The 16,486-nt window shown below is 69.0% G+C and carries 15 protein-coding genes; 7 read left to right on the top strand and 8 right to left on the bottom strand.

Translation table 11 applies throughout. The features are described 5' to 3' along the window. Positions 1-2,001 carry a potassium transporter Kup gene (locus ACIA58_RS21440; RefSeq protein ID WP_396405487.1) on the bottom strand — a complete coding sequence of 667 codons (2,001 nt, stop codon included), beginning with the start codon at positions 1,999-2,001 and terminating at the stop codon, positions 1-3. Positions 2,002-2,099: 98 nt separating this feature from the next. On the opposite strand from ACIA58_RS21440, the gene ACIA58_RS21445 reads away from it, so the two are divergent. Both ACIA58_RS21445 and cpt read left to right on the top strand, forming a co-directional pair. Next, positions 2,100-3,377 (top strand): MFS transporter, encoded by a 1,278-nt coding sequence (locus tag ACIA58_RS21445; RefSeq protein WP_396405488.1) that lies wholly within the window; start codon positions 2,100-2,102, stop codon positions 3,375-3,377. Further along, positions 3,374-3,910, top strand: a complete 537-nt coding sequence (gene cpt / locus ACIA58_RS21450; RefSeq protein ID WP_396405489.1) for a chloramphenicol phosphotransferase CPT — start codon at positions 3,374-3,376, stop codon at positions 3,908-3,910. Before ACIA58_RS21445 ends, cpt begins: the two co-directional genes overlap by 4 nt. Here cpt and ACIA58_RS21455 read toward each other — a convergent pair. After that, positions 3,895-4,500 (bottom strand): TetR/AcrR family transcriptional regulator, encoded by a 606-nt coding sequence (locus tag ACIA58_RS21455; RefSeq protein WP_396405490.1) that lies wholly within the window; start codon positions 4,498-4,500, stop codon positions 3,895-3,897. The two genes, cpt and ACIA58_RS21455, sit on opposite strands and share 16 nt — an antisense overlap. A gap of 62 nt (positions 4,501-4,562) precedes the next feature. Between ACIA58_RS21455 and ACIA58_RS21460 the strand changes: the two genes are divergently transcribed. From ACIA58_RS21460 to ACIA58_RS21470, 3 genes are read left to right on the top strand one after another with little or no spacing between them, the layout of a single operon-like run. Then, positions 4,563-5,573, top strand: a complete 1,011-nt coding sequence (locus ACIA58_RS21460; protein WP_396405491.1) for a hypothetical protein — start codon at positions 4,563-4,565, stop codon at positions 5,571-5,573. After that, positions 5,573-6,517 carry an aldo/keto reductase gene (locus ACIA58_RS21465; RefSeq protein WP_396405492.1) on the top strand — a complete coding sequence of 315 codons (945 nt, stop codon included), beginning with the start codon at positions 5,573-5,575 and terminating at the stop codon, positions 6,515-6,517. Before ACIA58_RS21460 ends, ACIA58_RS21465 begins: the two co-directional genes overlap by 1 nt. 17 nt (positions 6,518-6,534) lie before the next feature. Continuing rightward, entirely contained in the window at positions 6,535-7,131 is a 597-nt protein-coding gene (locus ACIA58_RS21470; RefSeq protein WP_396405493.1) for a TetR/AcrR family transcriptional regulator, read from the top strand. Here the strand turns inward: ACIA58_RS21470 and ACIA58_RS21475 are convergent. Further along, positions 7,101-8,198: an aldo/keto reductase gene (locus ACIA58_RS21475; protein ID WP_396405494.1), complete on the bottom strand. Its 1,098-nt coding sequence runs from the start codon at positions 8,196-8,198 to the stop codon at positions 7,101-7,103. The genes ACIA58_RS21470 and ACIA58_RS21475 overlap by 31 nt on opposite strands. 78 nt (positions 8,199-8,276) lie before the next feature. Here ACIA58_RS21475 and ACIA58_RS21480 point away from each other — a divergent pair, with 78 nt between their 5' ends. Beyond that, entirely contained in the window at positions 8,277-10,250 is a 1,974-nt protein-coding gene (locus tag ACIA58_RS21480) for a GMC family oxidoreductase (protein ID WP_396405495.1), read from the top strand. Positions 10,251-10,253: 3 nt separating this feature from the next. Here the strand turns inward: ACIA58_RS21480 and ACIA58_RS21485 are convergent, their stop codons facing one another. Further along, positions 10,254-10,772 carry a VOC family protein gene (locus ACIA58_RS21485; RefSeq protein ID WP_396405496.1) on the bottom strand — a complete coding sequence of 173 codons (519 nt, stop codon included), beginning with the start codon at positions 10,770-10,772 and terminating at the stop codon, positions 10,254-10,256. Between the two features lie 32 nt (positions 10,773-10,804). Then, complete coding sequence (locus tag ACIA58_RS21490) at positions 10,805-11,473, bottom strand: LysR substrate-binding domain-containing protein (protein WP_396405497.1); 669 nt, start codon at positions 11,471-11,473, stop codon at positions 10,805-10,807. A 66-nt stretch (positions 11,474-11,539) separates the two neighbouring features. Here ACIA58_RS21490 and ACIA58_RS21495 point away from each other — a divergent pair, with 66 nt between their 5' ends. After that, positions 11,540-11,923 (top strand): DUF5997 family protein, encoded by a 384-nt coding sequence (locus tag ACIA58_RS21495; RefSeq protein ID WP_396405498.1) that lies wholly within the window; start codon positions 11,540-11,542, stop codon positions 11,921-11,923. Between the two features lie 219 nt (positions 11,924-12,142). Here the strand turns inward: ACIA58_RS21495 and ACIA58_RS21500 are convergent, their stop codons facing one another. From ACIA58_RS21500 to ACIA58_RS21510, 3 genes are all read right to left on the bottom strand, one after another. Further along, the gene (locus ACIA58_RS21500) at positions 12,143-13,975 is read right to left on the bottom strand and encodes a hypothetical protein (protein WP_396405499.1); all 1,833 of its coding nucleotides are present in this window, start codon (positions 13,973-13,975) and stop codon (positions 12,143-12,145) included. A 580-nt stretch (positions 13,976-14,555) separates the two neighbouring features. Further along, positions 14,556-15,296, bottom strand: a complete 741-nt coding sequence (locus tag ACIA58_RS21505) for an alanyl-tRNA editing protein (RefSeq protein ID WP_396405500.1) — start codon at positions 15,294-15,296, stop codon at positions 14,556-14,558. A gap of 1 nt (position 15,297) precedes the next feature. Then, positions 15,298-16,473, bottom strand: coding sequence for a pyridoxal phosphate-dependent aminotransferase (locus ACIA58_RS21510; RefSeq protein ID WP_396405501.1), 1,176 nt, complete (start codon positions 16,471-16,473; stop codon positions 15,298-15,300). Between the last annotated feature and the right edge of the window lie 13 nt (positions 16,474-16,486).

Below are 16,486 nucleotides of genomic sequence, written 5' to 3' on the forward strand. Positions count from 1 at the left end.
CTAGACCTCGATATGGGATCCGATGATGACGGTGCGGTCGCGTGGCAGGCCGAAGTACTCCGCGGCGTCGGCGGTGATGTGGGACGTGGCGAGGAACAGCTGCTTGCGCCAGCCGGCCATCGTGGCGGCCTTGCCGCGGCGGAGCTCGATCTTGGACAGGAAGTACGACGCCGTGTCGAGGTCGATCGGGCCCTCGGTGGCGTCCGGGTCCAGCCGGGCCAGCGCGGCCGGGACGTCCGGCGACTCCATGTAGCCGAACTTGATCGTGACGTGAGTGATCCCGTCGTCGCCGTACCCGAGATCGTTGACGGTGACCCGCTGGTCCTCGGGTACGCGCGGGGCCGGCTCCGTCTCGATCGCCACGATCACGACGTGCTCGTGGCGCACCTCGTTGTGCTGGACGTTGGCCCGCAGCGCGAGCGGTGCGCTGACACCGCCGCGGTTGAGGAAGATCGCCGCGCCCGGCACCGTGCGGACCGTCATGCTCCCGGAGGCGAGCTGGTCGATGAACTCCTGCAGCGAGCCTTCGGCCCGCTCACGCTCGGCTGTGACCACCTGCCGGCCGCGCTGCCAGGTGGTCATGATCGTGAACGCGGTCAGCGCGATCAGCAGCGGCAGCCAGGCGCCGTGCACCAGCTTGGTCAGGTTCGCCGCGATGAACAGCAGGTCGACCGACAGCAGCGGGACCGCGCCGAGGGCGATCAGCCACTTCGGCACGTTCCACCGGTAGTGCGCCACGTAGAAGAACAGCAGCGTCGTGATGCTGATCGTGCCGGTCACCGTCATGCCGTACGCGTACGCCAGCGCGGCCGAACTGCGGAACGCGAAGATCAGCGTCAGGACCGAGACGAACAGCAGCCAGTTGACGAACGGCACGTAGATCTGGCCCATCGTCGTCGCCGAGGTGTGCGCCACCCGCAGACGCGGCAGGTACCCGAGCTGGGCAGCCTGTGACGCGACCGAGTAGGCGCCGGTGATGACTGCCTGCGATGCGATCACGGTGGCGGCCGTGGCGAGCAGCACCAGCGGCAGCCGGCCCCAGCCGGGGACGAGCAGGAAGAACGGGCTGCTGATGTTCGCGTGGTCCTTCAGGATCAGCGCGCCCTGGCCCAGGTAGCTGAGCGTGCAGGCGGGCAGGACGAGGAACAGCCAGCCGCGGCTGATCGCGCGGCGGCCGAAGTGGCCCATGTCGGCGTACAGCGCCTCGGCGCCGGTGACGGCGAGCACGATCGCCGCGAGCGCGAAGAACGCGATGTGGAAATGACCGACCAGGAATCCGATCGCGTACGTCGGCGAGAGCGCCTCGAGGATCCGCGGATGCTCGGTGATGCCGACGATGCCGCACGCGCCGATCACGGTGAACCACCCGATCATGACCGGTCCGAAGACCCGGCCGACCGTCTCCGTGCCGCGGCGCTGGACCATGAAGAGCACGATGATGATCACCGCGGTGATCGGTACGACGTAGTCGGTCAGCGACGGCTCGACCACCTTGAGGCCCTCGACCGCCGACAGGACGGAGATGGCCGGTGTGATCATCCCGTCGCCGAAGAACAGCGACGCGCCGAACAGCCCGACCGACGCCAGCACGACCGCGGCCCGGCGACTCGGGTGGGTGGACCGCCAGCGGCGCAGCAGCGTGATCAGCGCCATCACGCCGCCCTCGCCGTCGTTGTCGGCGTGCATCGCCAGCAGGATGTAGGTGACGGTGACGATGATCATCACCGACCAGAAGATCAGCGACACCACCCCGTAGACGTTGTTGTCGCTGACCGGCACCGGGTGCGGGTCCTCGGGGTTGAACACCGTCTGGAGGGTGTAGATCGGGCTGGTGCCGATGTCGCCGAAGACGACACCGAGTGCTCCCACGACTACGGCGAGCTTCGCCGTGTTGTGCGCGTTCGGCACATGCGCCGCTCCGCTGTCGACATCGTCTGGTTCGCTCGCGGCTGTGCCCGCCGTACCCGGGGTGTCTGCCGTCCCCGGCTGCTGATCCGTCACGGGACCGGACGATACCCGCCCCGAGTGTTTCCGAGGTGGATGTCGAGTCCGCGGCCACGGTTCCGACGTACCCCATGACTACCGAGGAGGACACCGACATGACACGGGACATGACACCGGACATGACACCGGAGCGGGTACTGCGGACCTACGTCACGCTGGTCGCGGTGTCGACGGGCGCGTCGTCGATGATCTGGGGCATCAACACGCTGTTCCTGCTCGACGCCGGGCTGAGCATCGGGAAGACCTTCGCCGCGAACGCGTTCTTCACCGCCGGCATGGTGCTGTTCGAGGTCCCGACCGGTGTGGTCGCGGACACGGTCGGCCGGCGCATGTCGTACCTGCTGGGGACGGCGACCTTGTTCGGATCCACGCTGCTCTACCTGTTGCTGTGGCGGGCGCACGCGCCGTTCGTACTGTGGGCGGTGGTGTCGGTGCTGCTCGGCCTCGGGTTCACGTTCTTCAGCGGCGCGACCGACGCGTGGCTGGTGGACGGGCTGCACGCGACCGGGTACCGCGGCTCGCTCGACGCGGCGTTCGCGAAGGGGCAGGTGGCGAGCGGGATCGCGATGATGGGCGGCTCGATCGGCGGCGGGTTCCTGGCGCAGGTCACCAACCTCGGCGCGCCGTACGTCGTCCGCGCTTTGTTGCTCGCGGCCACCTTCGCGGTGGCCTGGCGGGCGATGCGCGACCTGGGGTTCACGCCGAAGCCGCGGGTGTCGGTGCGCGGCGAGATGGGCGGCATCGTCCGCGCCTCGCTGCGGCACGGGCTGCTCAACCCGCCGGTGCGCTGGGTGATGCTGGCCGGCCCGTTCACCGCCGGCGTCAGCGTGTACGGCTTCTACGCCGCGCAGCCCTATCTTCTGCAGCTCTACGGGCACGCCGATTCGTACTGGATCGCCGGTCTGTCGGCCGGGATCGTGGCCGGCGCCCAGATCGCCGGCGGGGCGTCGGCGTCGTACGTCGCCCGCGTCTTCCGCGATCGGATCAACATCCTGATCGGGGCGATCGTCACCTCTGCCGTCGTGATCGTGCTGATCGGTCTGGTGACGTCGTTCTGGGCGGCGCTGGGTCTGCTGATGGTGTGGGGCACGATGTTCGCCGCGATGACGCCGGTGCGCCAGGCGTACCTGAACAGTCACATCCCGTCGGCGCAGCGGGCGACCGTGCTGTCCTTCGACAACCTGCTGGGCTCGGCCGGTGGGGTCGTGATCCAGCCGGCACTCGGTCGGTCCGCGGACCTGTGGGGCTACGGACAGGCGTACCTGGTCTCGGCCGGGATCCAGATCCTGGCCGTGCCGTTCCTGAGCCTGGCCCGCCGGACCCGGAAATCCGTCGATCCCGAGCCGGGCCAACCTCTAGCCTTGCAGGCGTGACGGCTCGACTGATCATCCTCAACGGCGGATCCAGTTCCGGGAAGACCGCGATCGTGCGGGCTCTGCAGGAGGTGCTGGACGAGCCGTGGCTCGGGTTCAGTGTGGACGACTTCGTCGACGCGCTGCCGGCCAAGCTGGAAGGGTCGCCGGACGGGATCGAGATCGGCCCGGACGGCGACGTGTCGGTCGGGCCCGCGTTCCGCGAACTGGAGGCAGGCTGGACGGCCGGGATCGTCGCGATGTGCCGGGCGGGCGGCCGGGTTCTCATGGACGACGTATTCCTCGGCGGCCCGGCCTCCCAGCAGCGCTGGCAGAACGCGATCGGCGACCTCGAGACCGTCTGGGTCGGCGTCCACTGCGACCCGGCGATCGCAGCGCAGCGGGAGGCGGCCCGCGGGGATCGGCCCACCGGTATGGCCGAAGGGCAGGCGCTGATCGTCCATCAAGGCATCACGTACGACGTCGAGATCGACACGTCGCACACCGCGCCGGTCGACTGCGCGCGAACGATCGCCGCCTACTTGAAGAGCTGATCGACGACCGTGAGCGTGCTGATGATGCGCTCGCGGTGCTCGGCGGCCACGACGGCGGGATCGTCGCCGGCGAAGATCCGGCGTACCGACTCCAGATGGACGGTGCGGTAGGCGGCGACCGTGAGGGCGGCGGTCAGCCGCGGGTCCGGTACGCCGGTGTTCGCCATCGCTGCCGAGATCGCCTGCTCGATCTGCTGCAGCAACTCGCGGGCGCGGGACTGCAGTGCCCGGGACTCGGCGACGACCTCCCAGAAGCGGCGGAAGGCACCGCGGATCGTGGACAGCGGGTGCCCCTCGTCGGCGAGCGCGACCAGCAGGCCGGACAGCGCCTGGACCGCGGACGTGCCGTCGGCACGATCGTTGACCGCGGCAACGACCAGGGCCTCCGCCTCGGGGTAGCGGTCGAAGAGCAGGTCCTCCTTGCGAGGGAAGTGCGCGAACACCGTCGGCCGCGCGACGTCCGCCGCCTCGGCCACCTCGGACACCGACACCGCGTCGAACCCGCGCTCGAGGAAGAGCCCGGTCGCGACCTCCGAGATCCGGACCCGGAGCTCGGCCTTCTTCCGCTCCCGGCGGCCGTAGTGGTTCACGACTAAACCATACTGGATAAAAAGATGTACCGAGTATGGGTTTGATTGCTAGGCTGGCCGTCATGCAATCGATCGGGGTGAACTACGACACCGGCCTGCGGTACGAAGGCCGCAGTACGCGCGACCGCTTCGACGCAGCGTCGGTGCGGTTCGACATGACGGTGATCGCGCACGAGCTGCACGCTCCGGCGGTCCGGGTGGTGGGCACCGAGCTCGACCGGCTGGAGGTGGCGGGCGAGGCGGCGCTGGCCGCCGGGATGGACCTGTGGTTCTCGCCGATGCCGATGAACCTCGAGCCGTCCGCGTTCATCGCCTTCCTCACCGACTGCGCCGCACGGGCCGAGACCCTGCGGCAGTCCGGGCGCGGCGACGTCGTGCTCGTGCTCGGGTGCGAGCTGTCCGTGTTCTGCAAGGGCTTCGTGCCGGGCGAGACGACAGGCGAGCGGCTGGCGCTGATGGGCGATCCGGCGACCTGGACCGATCCGGCGAAGCTGATGGAGCTGCAGGCCGGGCTCGAGCGCTGGGGCGAGGTGCAGGAGCAGCTGGCAAGCGCCGCGAGGGGTGCGTTCGGCGGCCGGATCACGTACGCCGCGGGCATGTGGGAGGACGTGAACTGGGAGCTGTTCGACATCGTCAGCGTCGACGCGTACCGGGACGCGGCCAACGCGGCGACCTTCGCCGGCGAACTGGCGGCGCGGTCGAAATGGGGCAAGCCGGTGGTCGCCACCGAGTTCGGCTGCTGCGCGTACCGCGGCGCGGCCGATCGGGGCGGATCGGGCTGGATGATCGTGGACCGCGGCGTCGACCCGCCGGTGATCAACGGCTCGTACGAACGGGACGAGGAGGAGCAAGTGGAGTATCTGTCCGAGCTCGTCGAGGAATTCCACCGGATCGAGCTGGCGGCCGCGTTCTGGTTCAGCTTCGCGGGCTTCGAGCTGCCGCACCGTCCGGGTGATCCGCGGCACGATCTCGACCTCTCGGCGTACGGGCTGGTCGCGGTCGGCGACGACGGGCAGTGGCGGCCGAAGAAGGTCTTCGGCAAGCTCGCCGAGCTGAACGCGGGCCGGCGCTGATGGACCAGGTCCGACTCGGTGCGACCGGGCTCCGGGTGTCGCAGATCTGCCTGGGCATGATGAGCTTCGGCACCGGCGGGGCGCGGGAGTGGCACCTGGGTGCCGAGGACGCGGAGCCGATCGTCCGGCGCGCGGTCGACGCGGGCGTGACGTTCTTCGACACCGCGGACGCGTACTCGAAGGGGACCGGCGAGGAGTTGACCGGGCAGCTGCTGCGGAAGTTCTTCGCTCACCGCGAGGACTACGTGCTGGCGACGAAGGTGTACTACCCGACAGGTCCGGGTCCCAACGACCGTGGCCTGTCGCGCAAGCACATCCTGGCCGGGATCGACGCGTCGCTGCGCCGCCTCGGGACGGAGTACGTCGACCTGTACCAGATCCATCGGTGGGACGACGAGACGCCGATCGAGGAGACGATGGAGGCGCTCGCCGACGTCGTCCGCGCGGGCAAAGCGCGGTATCTGGGCGCGTCGAGCATGTACGCGTGGCAGTTCGCGAAGGCGCAGCGGGCGGCACCGATCCCGTTCGTCTCGATGCAGAACCACTACAACCTCGTGTACCGCGAGGAGGAGCGGGAGATGATCCCGCTCTGCGTCGACCAGGGCGTCGGCGTGATCCCGTACAGCCCGCTCGCCCGCGGTCTGCTGGCCCGGACCGGGAGTACGACGAGATCCGGGACGGACCCGGTCGCCGACGACCTGTACGGCGCGAACGACCTCGAGGTGGTCGAGGAGGTGCACGCGCTGGCCGCGGACCGCGGCGTACCGCCGGCGCAGGTCGCGCTCGCGTGGTTGAGCGGAGCCCGTGGTGTCACCGCGCCGATCGTCGGAGCGACGAAGACCAAACACGTCGACGATGCGGTGGCAGCGGTCGGGCTGACGCTCAGCGCCGAGGAGCGGGCTCGCCTGGAGGCTAGGTACCGGCCGCATCCGGTGCTGGACTGACGGGTACATTTGATGGCGTGCTGACGGCGAAGGGTGCGGCGACGCGGGATCGGATCGTGATGGCGGCCGCGGCCGAGATCCGGGAGCGCGGCATCACTGCGGTGAAGCTGGACGACATCGGGCGGCGGAGCCGGACCGGCAAGAGTCAGCTGTTCCACTACTTCCCCGAAGGCAAGGAGCAGTTGCTCCTCGCCGTGGCCGAGCGCGAGGCCGAGCGGGTGCTCGAGGACCAGGAGCCGCACCTCGGCCGGCTGACCAGCTGGGACGCCTGGGCCGAGTGGCGTGACGTCGTCGTGGAGAAGTACCGGCGCCAGGGCGTGCACTGTCCGCTCGGGGTGCTGATCACCGAGATCGGGCGGCACACGCCCGCGGCGCAAGCGGTGACGGGGAAGCTGCTCGCGCAGTGGCAGCACCGGCTGGAGGGCGGTATCGAGGAGATGCGGGCCGCGGGCGAGATCCGTGCCGATGTGGATCCCGCCCGCGCCGCGGCCGCGCTGATCGCCGCGATCCAGGGCGGCGTGGTGATCCTGATGTCGTCAGGCTCGTCGACCCATCTGGAGTACGCGCTCGACCTCTGCCTTGACTACCTCCAGTTGAGCACCGGCGGCCGGTAGCCGGCCGGCTTGTCGGCGACCTTCGCTCCGGCGTTGACCAACCAGCCCTGGTACTCCGGAGTGAACATGCGGTACACCGACTCCGGCGGTACGGCGCCGGCGTCGTCGAGCGCAGTACGGAGCTCGGACGGCAGTTCGAGACCGAGCGCCGCGATGCTCGACTCGAGCTGCTCCGGACGGCTGGCGCCGATGATCGCGGACGCGACGCCGGGCTGGGTGGCGGCCCAATTCACCGCGACCTGGGCCATCGTCACGCCGAGCTTGTCCGCCACGTCCTTCACCGTCGTCAACAGGTCCCAGTGCCGGTCGCCCCACGTCCGCGCGGGTGAGCCGTCCCCGGTGAGTCTGCCTTCGCCGGCTACGCCCTGAGCGTCGTCGCGCCGGTACTTGCCGGTGAGGAAGCCGCTCGCCAGTGGGCTCCACGCGGTGATGCCGAGGCCGAGTTGCCGGGCCATCGGGACATGCTCGGTCTCGATCGTCCGCTCGGCCAGCGAGTACGGAAGTTGCAGGCTCACCATCGGGGTCAGCGAATGCGCGTCGGCCAGCGTCTGCGCGCGAGCGGCGTACCAGGACGGTACGTCGGACAGGCCGGCGTACCGGATCTTGCCGGCGCGAGCGAGGTCGTCGAGGGTTCGCAGTACCTCGTCGACCGGGGTGATGCGGTCCCAGGTGTGCAGGAGGAACAGGTCGACGTAGTCGGTGCCGAGGCGGCGCAGGGACTCGTCGAGGGCGCGGACGAGGTGCTTGCGGCTGTTGCCGCCGGCGTTGGGATCGCCGGGGTCGACGCTGTTGGTCGCCTTGGTGGTGAGCACCATCCGCTCCCGGACGCCCGCCTCGGCGATCAGCCGGCCGAGGATCCGCTCGCTCTCACCGGCGGTGTAGAAGTCGGCGGTGTCGATGAAGTTGCCGCCGGCATCGAGATAGGTGCGGAAGATCGCCCGCGCCTCGTCCTCGCTCTTCCCGTACGGCGCGTGGAAACCCGCCTGTCCGAAGTTCATCGTGCCCAGCGCCAGCCGGCTGACCCGCAGCCCCGACCGCCCGAGCAGGTAGTACTCGTCAAGTGCCATACCCACAGCGTTGCTCGCCAAAATTGGACCGGCAAGTACAAAGTCGCGGCCCACGGTGGTGCGTGAAAGGATTTGGTCGTGGCCCTTTCTGAACAGCAACGGATCGTACTCGAGCGGCTGGCGGAGCTTGTCGTGCCCGCGGACGAGTATCCGTCGGCGGCAGGTGGCGCGGTGGGGTTCGTCGAGCGGGTGCTGGCTGAGGATCGGCCGGATTGGCTGCCGCGGATCGAGCGAGGGCTGGCGGTTGCCGACGCTGCTGGGCTCGACGGGGCCCTGGCTGATGGGGACGGGGCCTGGCTGGTTCGGTTGGTGGCGCAGGGGTACTACGCGGAGCCTGCGGCGTGGGGGATGGTCGGGTGGCAGAGCGGCGACTTCGCGACGGTGCAGACCGAGTTGGCGATCACCCCGCGGCCCGGGCTGGCCGATCGGTACGACTGTGTCGTGATCGGCTCGGGTGCCGGTGGGGGAGCGGCGGCGCAGGTGCTGGCGGAGTCGGGGCGGTCGGTGCTCGTCGTGGAGTTGGGTCGTTATCCGACGACCGACTCGCTGAGCCGCGACCACTTGCGGAATCCGCGGTCGGTGGCGGGCCTGCCGGCGGTGACGGATCCGGATCCTGCGGGCCGGCCCCGGATCTCCGTCGTCGACGGGGTGCGGAGTCAGGTGCTGCCGCCGGATGGTGGCTGGGGGAACAACGCGTTCACGGTCGGCGGTGGGACGCGCGTGTACGGCGCGCAGGCGTGGCGGTTCGTACCGTGGGACTTCCGGATGGCGACGACGTACGGCGTACCGGACGGGAGCGCGCTCGCCGACTGGCCCATCTCGTACGACGACCTCGAGCCGTACTACTCGCTGGCCGAGCAGCGGTTCGGGGTGAGTGGTGGCGGGGTGGATCCGTGGCACGGGCCGCGGTCGATCCCGCTGCCGATGCCGCCGATGCCGCGGACAGGGCCGGCTGAGCTGCTGTCGGCAGCGGCGGAGCGGTTGGGGTGGGGGATTCTCGACGTACCGCTGCTGATCAACTCGGTCGACTACCAAGGGCGTTCCGGCTGCGTGCGCTGCGGTCAATGCGTCGGATTCGCCTGTCCGGTCGAAGCGAAGGGCGGGACGCACAACACCGCGCTCCCGGCGGCGCTCGCGACCGGCAACTGCACGCTGATCACCGAGACGACCGCAGAGCGACTGGTGACCGACTCAACCGGGCGGGTCACCGGCGTCGCGCTCGTGGCAAGCGGCGGATGGCGTCGAACTGTCTCCTGCAGCGAGGTCGTCGTCGCCGCGGGCGCATCGGAGACGCCACGGCTCTTGCTGAACAGCGCCCACGACGGCGAGCCGCACGGCATCGGCAACAACCAGGACCAGGTCGGCCGCCATCTGCAGGCCCACGTGTACGCCGGTGCGGTCGGGCTGTTCGAGGACGAGGTGGTCGATCTCGTCGGACCGGGCGCGTCGATCGCGACCTGCGACTTCCGGCACGGGAACGACGGGATCGTCGGCGGCGGCATGCTCGCGAACGAATTCGTGCCGACGCCGGCGTCGACGTACGACTATCTGACCGGGGCCGGGCTGATCCCGCCGGCCGGGGCCGCGAGCAAGCAGGCGATGCGGCACGAGATACGCCGGATGCTGCGCGTGGTCGGGCCGGTCCAGGAAGTGTCGTCGGCCGAGTCGCGGGTCCGGGTCGATCCGTCGGTGGTCGACCGGTTCGGCAATCCGGTCGTGGTGACCAGCGGGTCGATCCATCCGGAGGACGTCCGTGCCCACGGCTTCATGAGCGCCAAGGCGAAGGCGTGGCTCGAGGAAGCGGGTGCGGTCCGGACAGCCGTCGGCGGGGTCGGCACGCTCGGCCGGGCCAGCTCCGGACAGCATCAGGCAGGGTCGTGCCGTATGGGTGACGACCCGGCGCGATCGGTCACCGATCCACACGGCCGGGTCTGGGGTCACGACAACGTGTGGATTGCCGACGCCTCGCTCCACGTCACCAACGGCGGGGTGAACCCGGTCCTCACCGTCCTGGCCAACTCCTTGCGGATCGCCGGCCAGATCGTGCGGTGAGGGTCAGCCCAGGACGCGGGAGATGCCAACCCCGCTGCGGGCGTCGCGACCGTACTTCTCGATCTCGGCGGCCAGGTTGAGCCGCGCGATACCGGTCTTGTTGCGGTCGTCGTCGGTGAGCAGATCGGCCGGGATGATCCACACGATCTCGAACTCGAGCCCGTCGGGATCCTTGCCGTAGAGCGACTTCGTCGTGCCGTGGTCCGAGGCGCCGACGAGCGCGTCGTGGTCGCTCAGCTTGCCGGCCAACTCCTCGAGGTCGCCGAGCGTGTCCACCTCCCACGCCAGGTGGTACAGCCCGACCGTCGTCCGGCCCGCGCCCGACGCGCCGGCCTGCGAGCCGATCTGGAACAGGCCGAGGTCGTGGTCGTTGCTCGACCCGGGTGCCCGGAGGAACGCCGCGCCCGGGATCGAGTCACCGGTCTCGGTGTACCCGAAGCCCAGAACGTCTCGGTAGAACGCGACGCTCGCCGCGACGTCGCGCACATACAGGACCGCGTGGTTCAGCCGGAAGATCGCCATACCGCCATGGTAGTTGAGGACTCAACTTGAGACTAGCGACGGCGCCGTGGCTTCTGCTGCCGGGTGCCCGGCGCGGCCTTCTTGCCCGGGGCTTTCTTCTGTGCTGCTTTCTTCGGGGCTGCCTGCTGCGGGGTCCTGGGTGCGGGGCCGCGGGTGCTGTTGACGGTTCGGCCGCGGACGATGCCGATCAGATGCTCGACCAGCTCACTCGTCTCGGCCTCCGGCCAGCTCAGCGCTACCTGCGACTCCGGTACGCCGGTCAGCGGCCGGTAGGTCAGGTCCTTGCGATGGTGCAACCGCGCCAGCGACTGCGGCACGACGAGCAGGCCGGTGCCCATGGCAACCAGCTCGATCGCGTCCGCGGTGCGGGCCGGGCGTTCGTCGATCACCCGGCCGGGCGGTCCCTCCCAGTCGAGTACGTCGTCCTGCGCGTGCAGCATCAGCTCGTCAGCAAGGTCCTCGACGGTGATCTCCTCCGCGGCGGTGATCACGTGATCCTTGGGGACCACGACGACGGTCTGCTCGACGTACAGCGGGATGGCGTGCAGGCCGGTGCGGTCGATTGGCAGGCGCAGAAGGGCGGCGTCGGCCTCGGAGCGTCGTACGAGGTCCGGAGCGTCGGCCGCGGTGACCTGGATCAGCTCGAGCGGGACCCGGGGGAGGCGCTCGGCCCAGATCCGGACCCACTTCGCTGGGGTCACACCGGGAACGTAGCCCAGCCGGAATCCGGTCACAGCTCACAGGTTACCGGGCGTTACCCTGCTGTCATGACAGCGCGCAAGGCACCCCAGAAGACTTCGCAGACGATGAAGCCCTCGACGGCGGCGAAGAAGCTGGACGTGTACCTCCCGGCCACCCCGGCGGAGTTCCAGGAGGGCGTCGTCTCGCGCGACGAGCTGAACGCGCTACAAACCGACCCGCCCGAGTGGCTTCAGGAGCTCCGCCGCACCGGCCCGCACCCACGCTCCGTGGTGGCCGCCAGACTCGGCGTCTCGATCAGTGGCCTGGCCCGGGCCGGCATCACCGAGGCCCTAACCACAGCCGACATCGAGGCCATCCGCGACGAAAACCCCGACTGGCTAGACCACGAACGCACCACCCAGGCCGAGGTCCGCCGCCAAGCCGCCGAACAAAAGCAAAAGAAGCCGTAGAGATCAAAGAAAAAGCAAAGAAAGATATTTAGGGTGGTGGCCGGCTTCGGCGGTCGGCCGGAGGTTCCCAGCAAGATCGGCATGAGTCCGAATGTCCGTCCGCACAGCAGCTCCGACCGGCCGGCGAGACGCTCGAAGCCGAAGGTCTAAAGAGGGCTGCTGGTCGTGCGTCGGTGCTCAGATAATCGTCCGGCCTCCGAGTGGGCGTGAGGAGGTAGCTCAGGGCCGGCTGTCGGGTGTGGAGTTGGGCAGTCGGTGCGTCCCGGTGAGACCGACCTCGAACATGAACCCGTGTGGTGTGGTCCATTCCAGGGTCTTGTGGTCGACACGGCGGACGTTCCAGCCGCGGGCATGGGTCTTGACCCGATGGCCGAAGCGGCTGAGCGGGGCCAGGTTGCGGGTGCTGGTCTGCCCCGCGGGGCCGTACGGGTCGTAGGGCTCGATGTGGTCGAGGTCGATGGTCCGGTGGGTTTCGCGGGTGCCGAATGGGAACAGCTCGACCGGATAGGTGAGTCGTACCCGTTCGCGGATCCGGGTGGGAATCTCGTAGGCGTCGGCGCTGACGGCGTCGTTGAGGTCGATCACGGGCTTGACGGTGTACGGCGCGTGGCCCACAAGTTCGGTGAGCTGATCGGCGAGCAGCGGACCGATCCCCTCAGCACGAAGCACCCCGTTGCCGGTAGCAAGCGTGAGGTCCGTGAGGTGCACGAACACCTCGGTCTGCCCGGGACGCACCTGTCCGCCGCTGCGACTCGCGGGGTTGGCGTAGGCGTCGCGCTTGATCTGCGCCAGCCGTGCGTCGAGCGCCCGCTGCGCGGCGGTGTCCATTGGCACGCCTTCGTCGGGCTGGCTACGTGGGCCGGGGATGTACTCGATCGGCCGGTTGTCGAACGGGTCAGCGACCGGCTCAGCCAGGTAGGCACCGCCATCCGGGCGTTCGTACGACGGGTTCGCCGTGCGCACCGTAGTGCGACCGCGTGCCGGGTCCGCCGACGTACACGGTCCGTGGCTCGTGCGGTCGAGCGGACCGAACGCGCCGCGACCTCCAGCTGCCGGCCGCGTGCCGCTGCCGGCTTGCGGGTCCGCTGCTGCGGATCGCGTGCTGGCACCTGACGTCGAGCCCGCTCTTGCGGATCGCGTACCGACGCCTGTTTGCTGGTCTGCTGCTTCCGGGTGCAGGCCAGGGGCGGCTTCGGAGCTCTCCTTCGCCGAACGCCGGCCGGGGCTCGAAGCTGGGCTCGAGCTTTCTGCGGAGGACGGGGTGGTTGAGCATGGGTGGTTGTGGGCTTGGGTGAGGAGTTCTTGGGTGAAGCGGGGGTCGGCGATGATGCCGATGGCGTCGGCGCGGCGGTGTTGGAGGTGGCGGGTGTCGCCGATGGTTTTGAGGGCTTCGGCGATGGCGGTGATGGTGGCGTCGTGGCGGATGACGGCGCCGACGGGGGCTTTGGCGTAGATGGTTTTGTTGCCGTGGTGGTCGCTGCGGCCGATGAAGACGCCACGCTCGCTCGCTGCTTCGGCCGCTTCGTCGCGGGCTAGGTCGGAGTCCGCGTGGAGCTTGGCGGCGCGGATGATCTTGTCCAGGCGGTAGGGCGTGATGGAGTCGATCAGTGGCGCGACGCGCTGGTCGACGTAGCGGGCGGCGTCCTCGGACAGCTTCGCGCACAGCGAGGTGAGTTGACGCGCCTTCCATGGGGTGGCGTCACCGGCTTGGACGCGGGCCCAGGTGAACGGGAATCGGTGCCGCAACGCCAGCGCCTCACCCAGGAGCCCGGCCGCGACCATCGGCGAGATCGCGAGCATCACACCGAACTCCGCGACAGCGAACTCCGCGATCTCGGGACAGCCGTCACCGCCCAGCACGACGGCCCGTTCGCGCCCGTCGGCGGAGCGGCGGCCGGGCCGGACGTCGCAGACCGACGGGTGGAATCGGTCGGCGTAGATCTGGGCGTGCTGCAGCAGCCGCGCGTCGGCCCGGTTGGCCATCGCGCGGTGCTCGGCGGCCGACTCGAGCAGGTCGGCCGTGGAGAGCTCACTCAGATCGTTCTCGAACATGTGTTCGATTCTATCTGTTCGACTCTGGTTTGCCAAATCGGTTCGAGCGGCGAATCCCCTTATTTACAAGGCGAACGGCTGCTTGCTCCCATCATCGCGGGCAAGCTCTGCGGCCGGGGTCTGCAGCCTCTGCGAGGACCATGCTGGTCGCGGCGGCATTCCCTGCTCGACGCGGACCCAGGCCAGCGTCGTGCAGGTGCCGACTGGCTGAACACAAACGCGCCACCCAAGCCGAGGTCCGCCAGGCCGCTGAACAAAAGCAGAAGAAGCTTTAGAGGTCTTGAGGAAAAGTAAAAGAAAGAAGAGAAATTTAGAGTAGCGGTTGGCTTCGGCGATCAGCCGCTCCAGAAGTCCGGCGAGCACCTGGGAGCCGAGGACCGGATGCTCCGAGGAGAGCTTCCGGGCGTGCGCCGGCGCTCAGGCAAACGTCCAGCGGACCGCCCAGGTCAGCCGCCACTCTCGATCTTCTTCTCTTCTGCTTTGCTCCGGCCTCCTTGGGCCAGACAAACCTCCGGTTGACCACCGAGGTCGGTCATCACTCTAAATCCTGTTCTTTCCTTGCCTTCTCGTTCTCTTTGTTTCAGGTGATTTTGACTCGGAGGCGGCGGAAGCCTTTGCCTTTGCTTTCCATTTTTGTTACTTCTAGGTGGCCGATGAGGGCGGTTGAGGCTACGTGGGTGCCGCCGTCGGCCTGGGTGTCGAGGCCGGCGATGTCGACGATGCGGACGATCTCGATGTCGGGCGGGAGCAGGTTCGTCGCGGTGCGGATGATGTCCGGGATCGCGAAGGCCTCCTCGCGCGGCAGGTTGCTCACCGTGATCCGGCGGTCGGTGCGGATCTCGGCGTTCACCGCCTCGGCGACGCGCTCCTTGAAGTCCGGCGGTACTTCGGTCAGGTCGAAGTCCATCCGCGCGGACAGCGGCTCCATGTTCCCGCCCGTCACGAGCGCGCCGAAGTCGCGGAACACGACCCCGGTCAGCACGTGCAGCCCGGAGTGGGTCCGCATCAGCTGGGTACGCCGTTCGTCGTCGAGCGCGCCGCGCACCGCCGTACCGACCGGGGGCACCGGATCGCCGTCCTGCGGCACCAGGTACAGGTCGTCGCCGCGGACCGTCCCGACGATCCGCGTCCGCACGCCGCCCCACAGCAGCACGCCCTCGTCCGGCGGCTGCCCGCCACCACCGGGATAGAACGCCGACCGGTCGAGCACGATCCCACGCTCCGGATCGATCCCGACGACCGTCGCATCCCACTCCCGGACCGACGCGTCGTCCAGGTCGAGCCGATGCGTGTGCCCGTGCTGATTCCTCTCGCCGCTCATCTCAGTGCGCTTTCACGAGTTCTGAGAATGCATCCAGGGCCTTGCGGATGTTTTCGACCGAGTTCGCGTACGAGAACCGCAGGTGGTTCTCGCCGTACACGCCGAACGACGTGCCGGGCAGACACGCGACCCCGGCCTCGTCGAGCAGGCGGTCGGCCAGCTCCGACGCCGACATGCCGAGCTCACTGATGTTCGGGAACGCGTAGAACGCCCCGCTCGGCTCGACGCAGGAGACACCCGGTACGGCGTTGAGCCCGGACACGATCACCTCGCGCCGTTCGCGGAACGCGTCCAGCATCCGGTCGACGTCGTCCCACGGCCCTTCGAGGGCGGCGATCGCGGCGTACTGGCTGAAGGCCGACGTACACGACACCGAGTTGATCATCAGCCGTGTCACCGGCTCGACCAGCGGCTCCGGGAACACACCGAAGCCCAGGCGCCAGCCGGTCATCGCGAACGTCTTCGACCAGCCGTCGAGCAGGATGGTCCGCTCGCGCATGCCGTCGACCTCGAGGACGCTGTGGTGCTCCCCTGAACCGGAACCGTCGTACCGCAAGGCCCAGTAGACCTCGTCGCTGAGGACGACGAGGTCGTGCTCGATCGCGATCTCGGCGATCGCCTGCAGCTGCTCCGGGGTGGAGGCGCTGCCGCAGGGGTTGTGCGGCGAGTTGAGGATGAGCAGCTTGGTCCGGTCGGTGACCAGCGAGCGCAGCTCGTCGGGATCGATGACGAACCCGTTCTCCTCCCGCAGCGGCACCGGGACCGGCTTCGCGCCGGCGAACGCGGCGATCGACGCGTACATCGGGAAGCCGGGGTCGGGGTAGAGAACCTCGTCACCCTCCTCGCACAACGCCAGGATCGTGAAGAACATGATCGGCTTCGCGCCCGGCGTGATCAGCACCCGGTCCGGCGAGGTGTGCAGCCGGCCGGTGCGCTCGAGGAAGTCCGCGACCGCGGTGCGCAGCTCCGGGATGCCCGGCGCCGGCACGTAGTGCGTGAAGCCCTTGTCCAGCGCCTGCTGGGCGGCGGTGATCACGTGCGGCGGGGTGTCGAAGTCGGGCTCGCCGATCTCGAGGTGCACGATCTCGCGACCCTGCGCCTCCAGCGCCTTCGCCTTGGCCAGCACCTCGAAGGCCGATTCGGTCCCCAGTCGTCCCATCCGCTGAGCAAGTTTCACAACGCAAATCCTA

Source organism: Kribbella sp. NPDC051586, from assembly GCF_044453965.1.
Lineage (GTDB): Bacteria > Actinomycetota > Actinomycetes > Propionibacteriales > Kribbellaceae > Kribbella.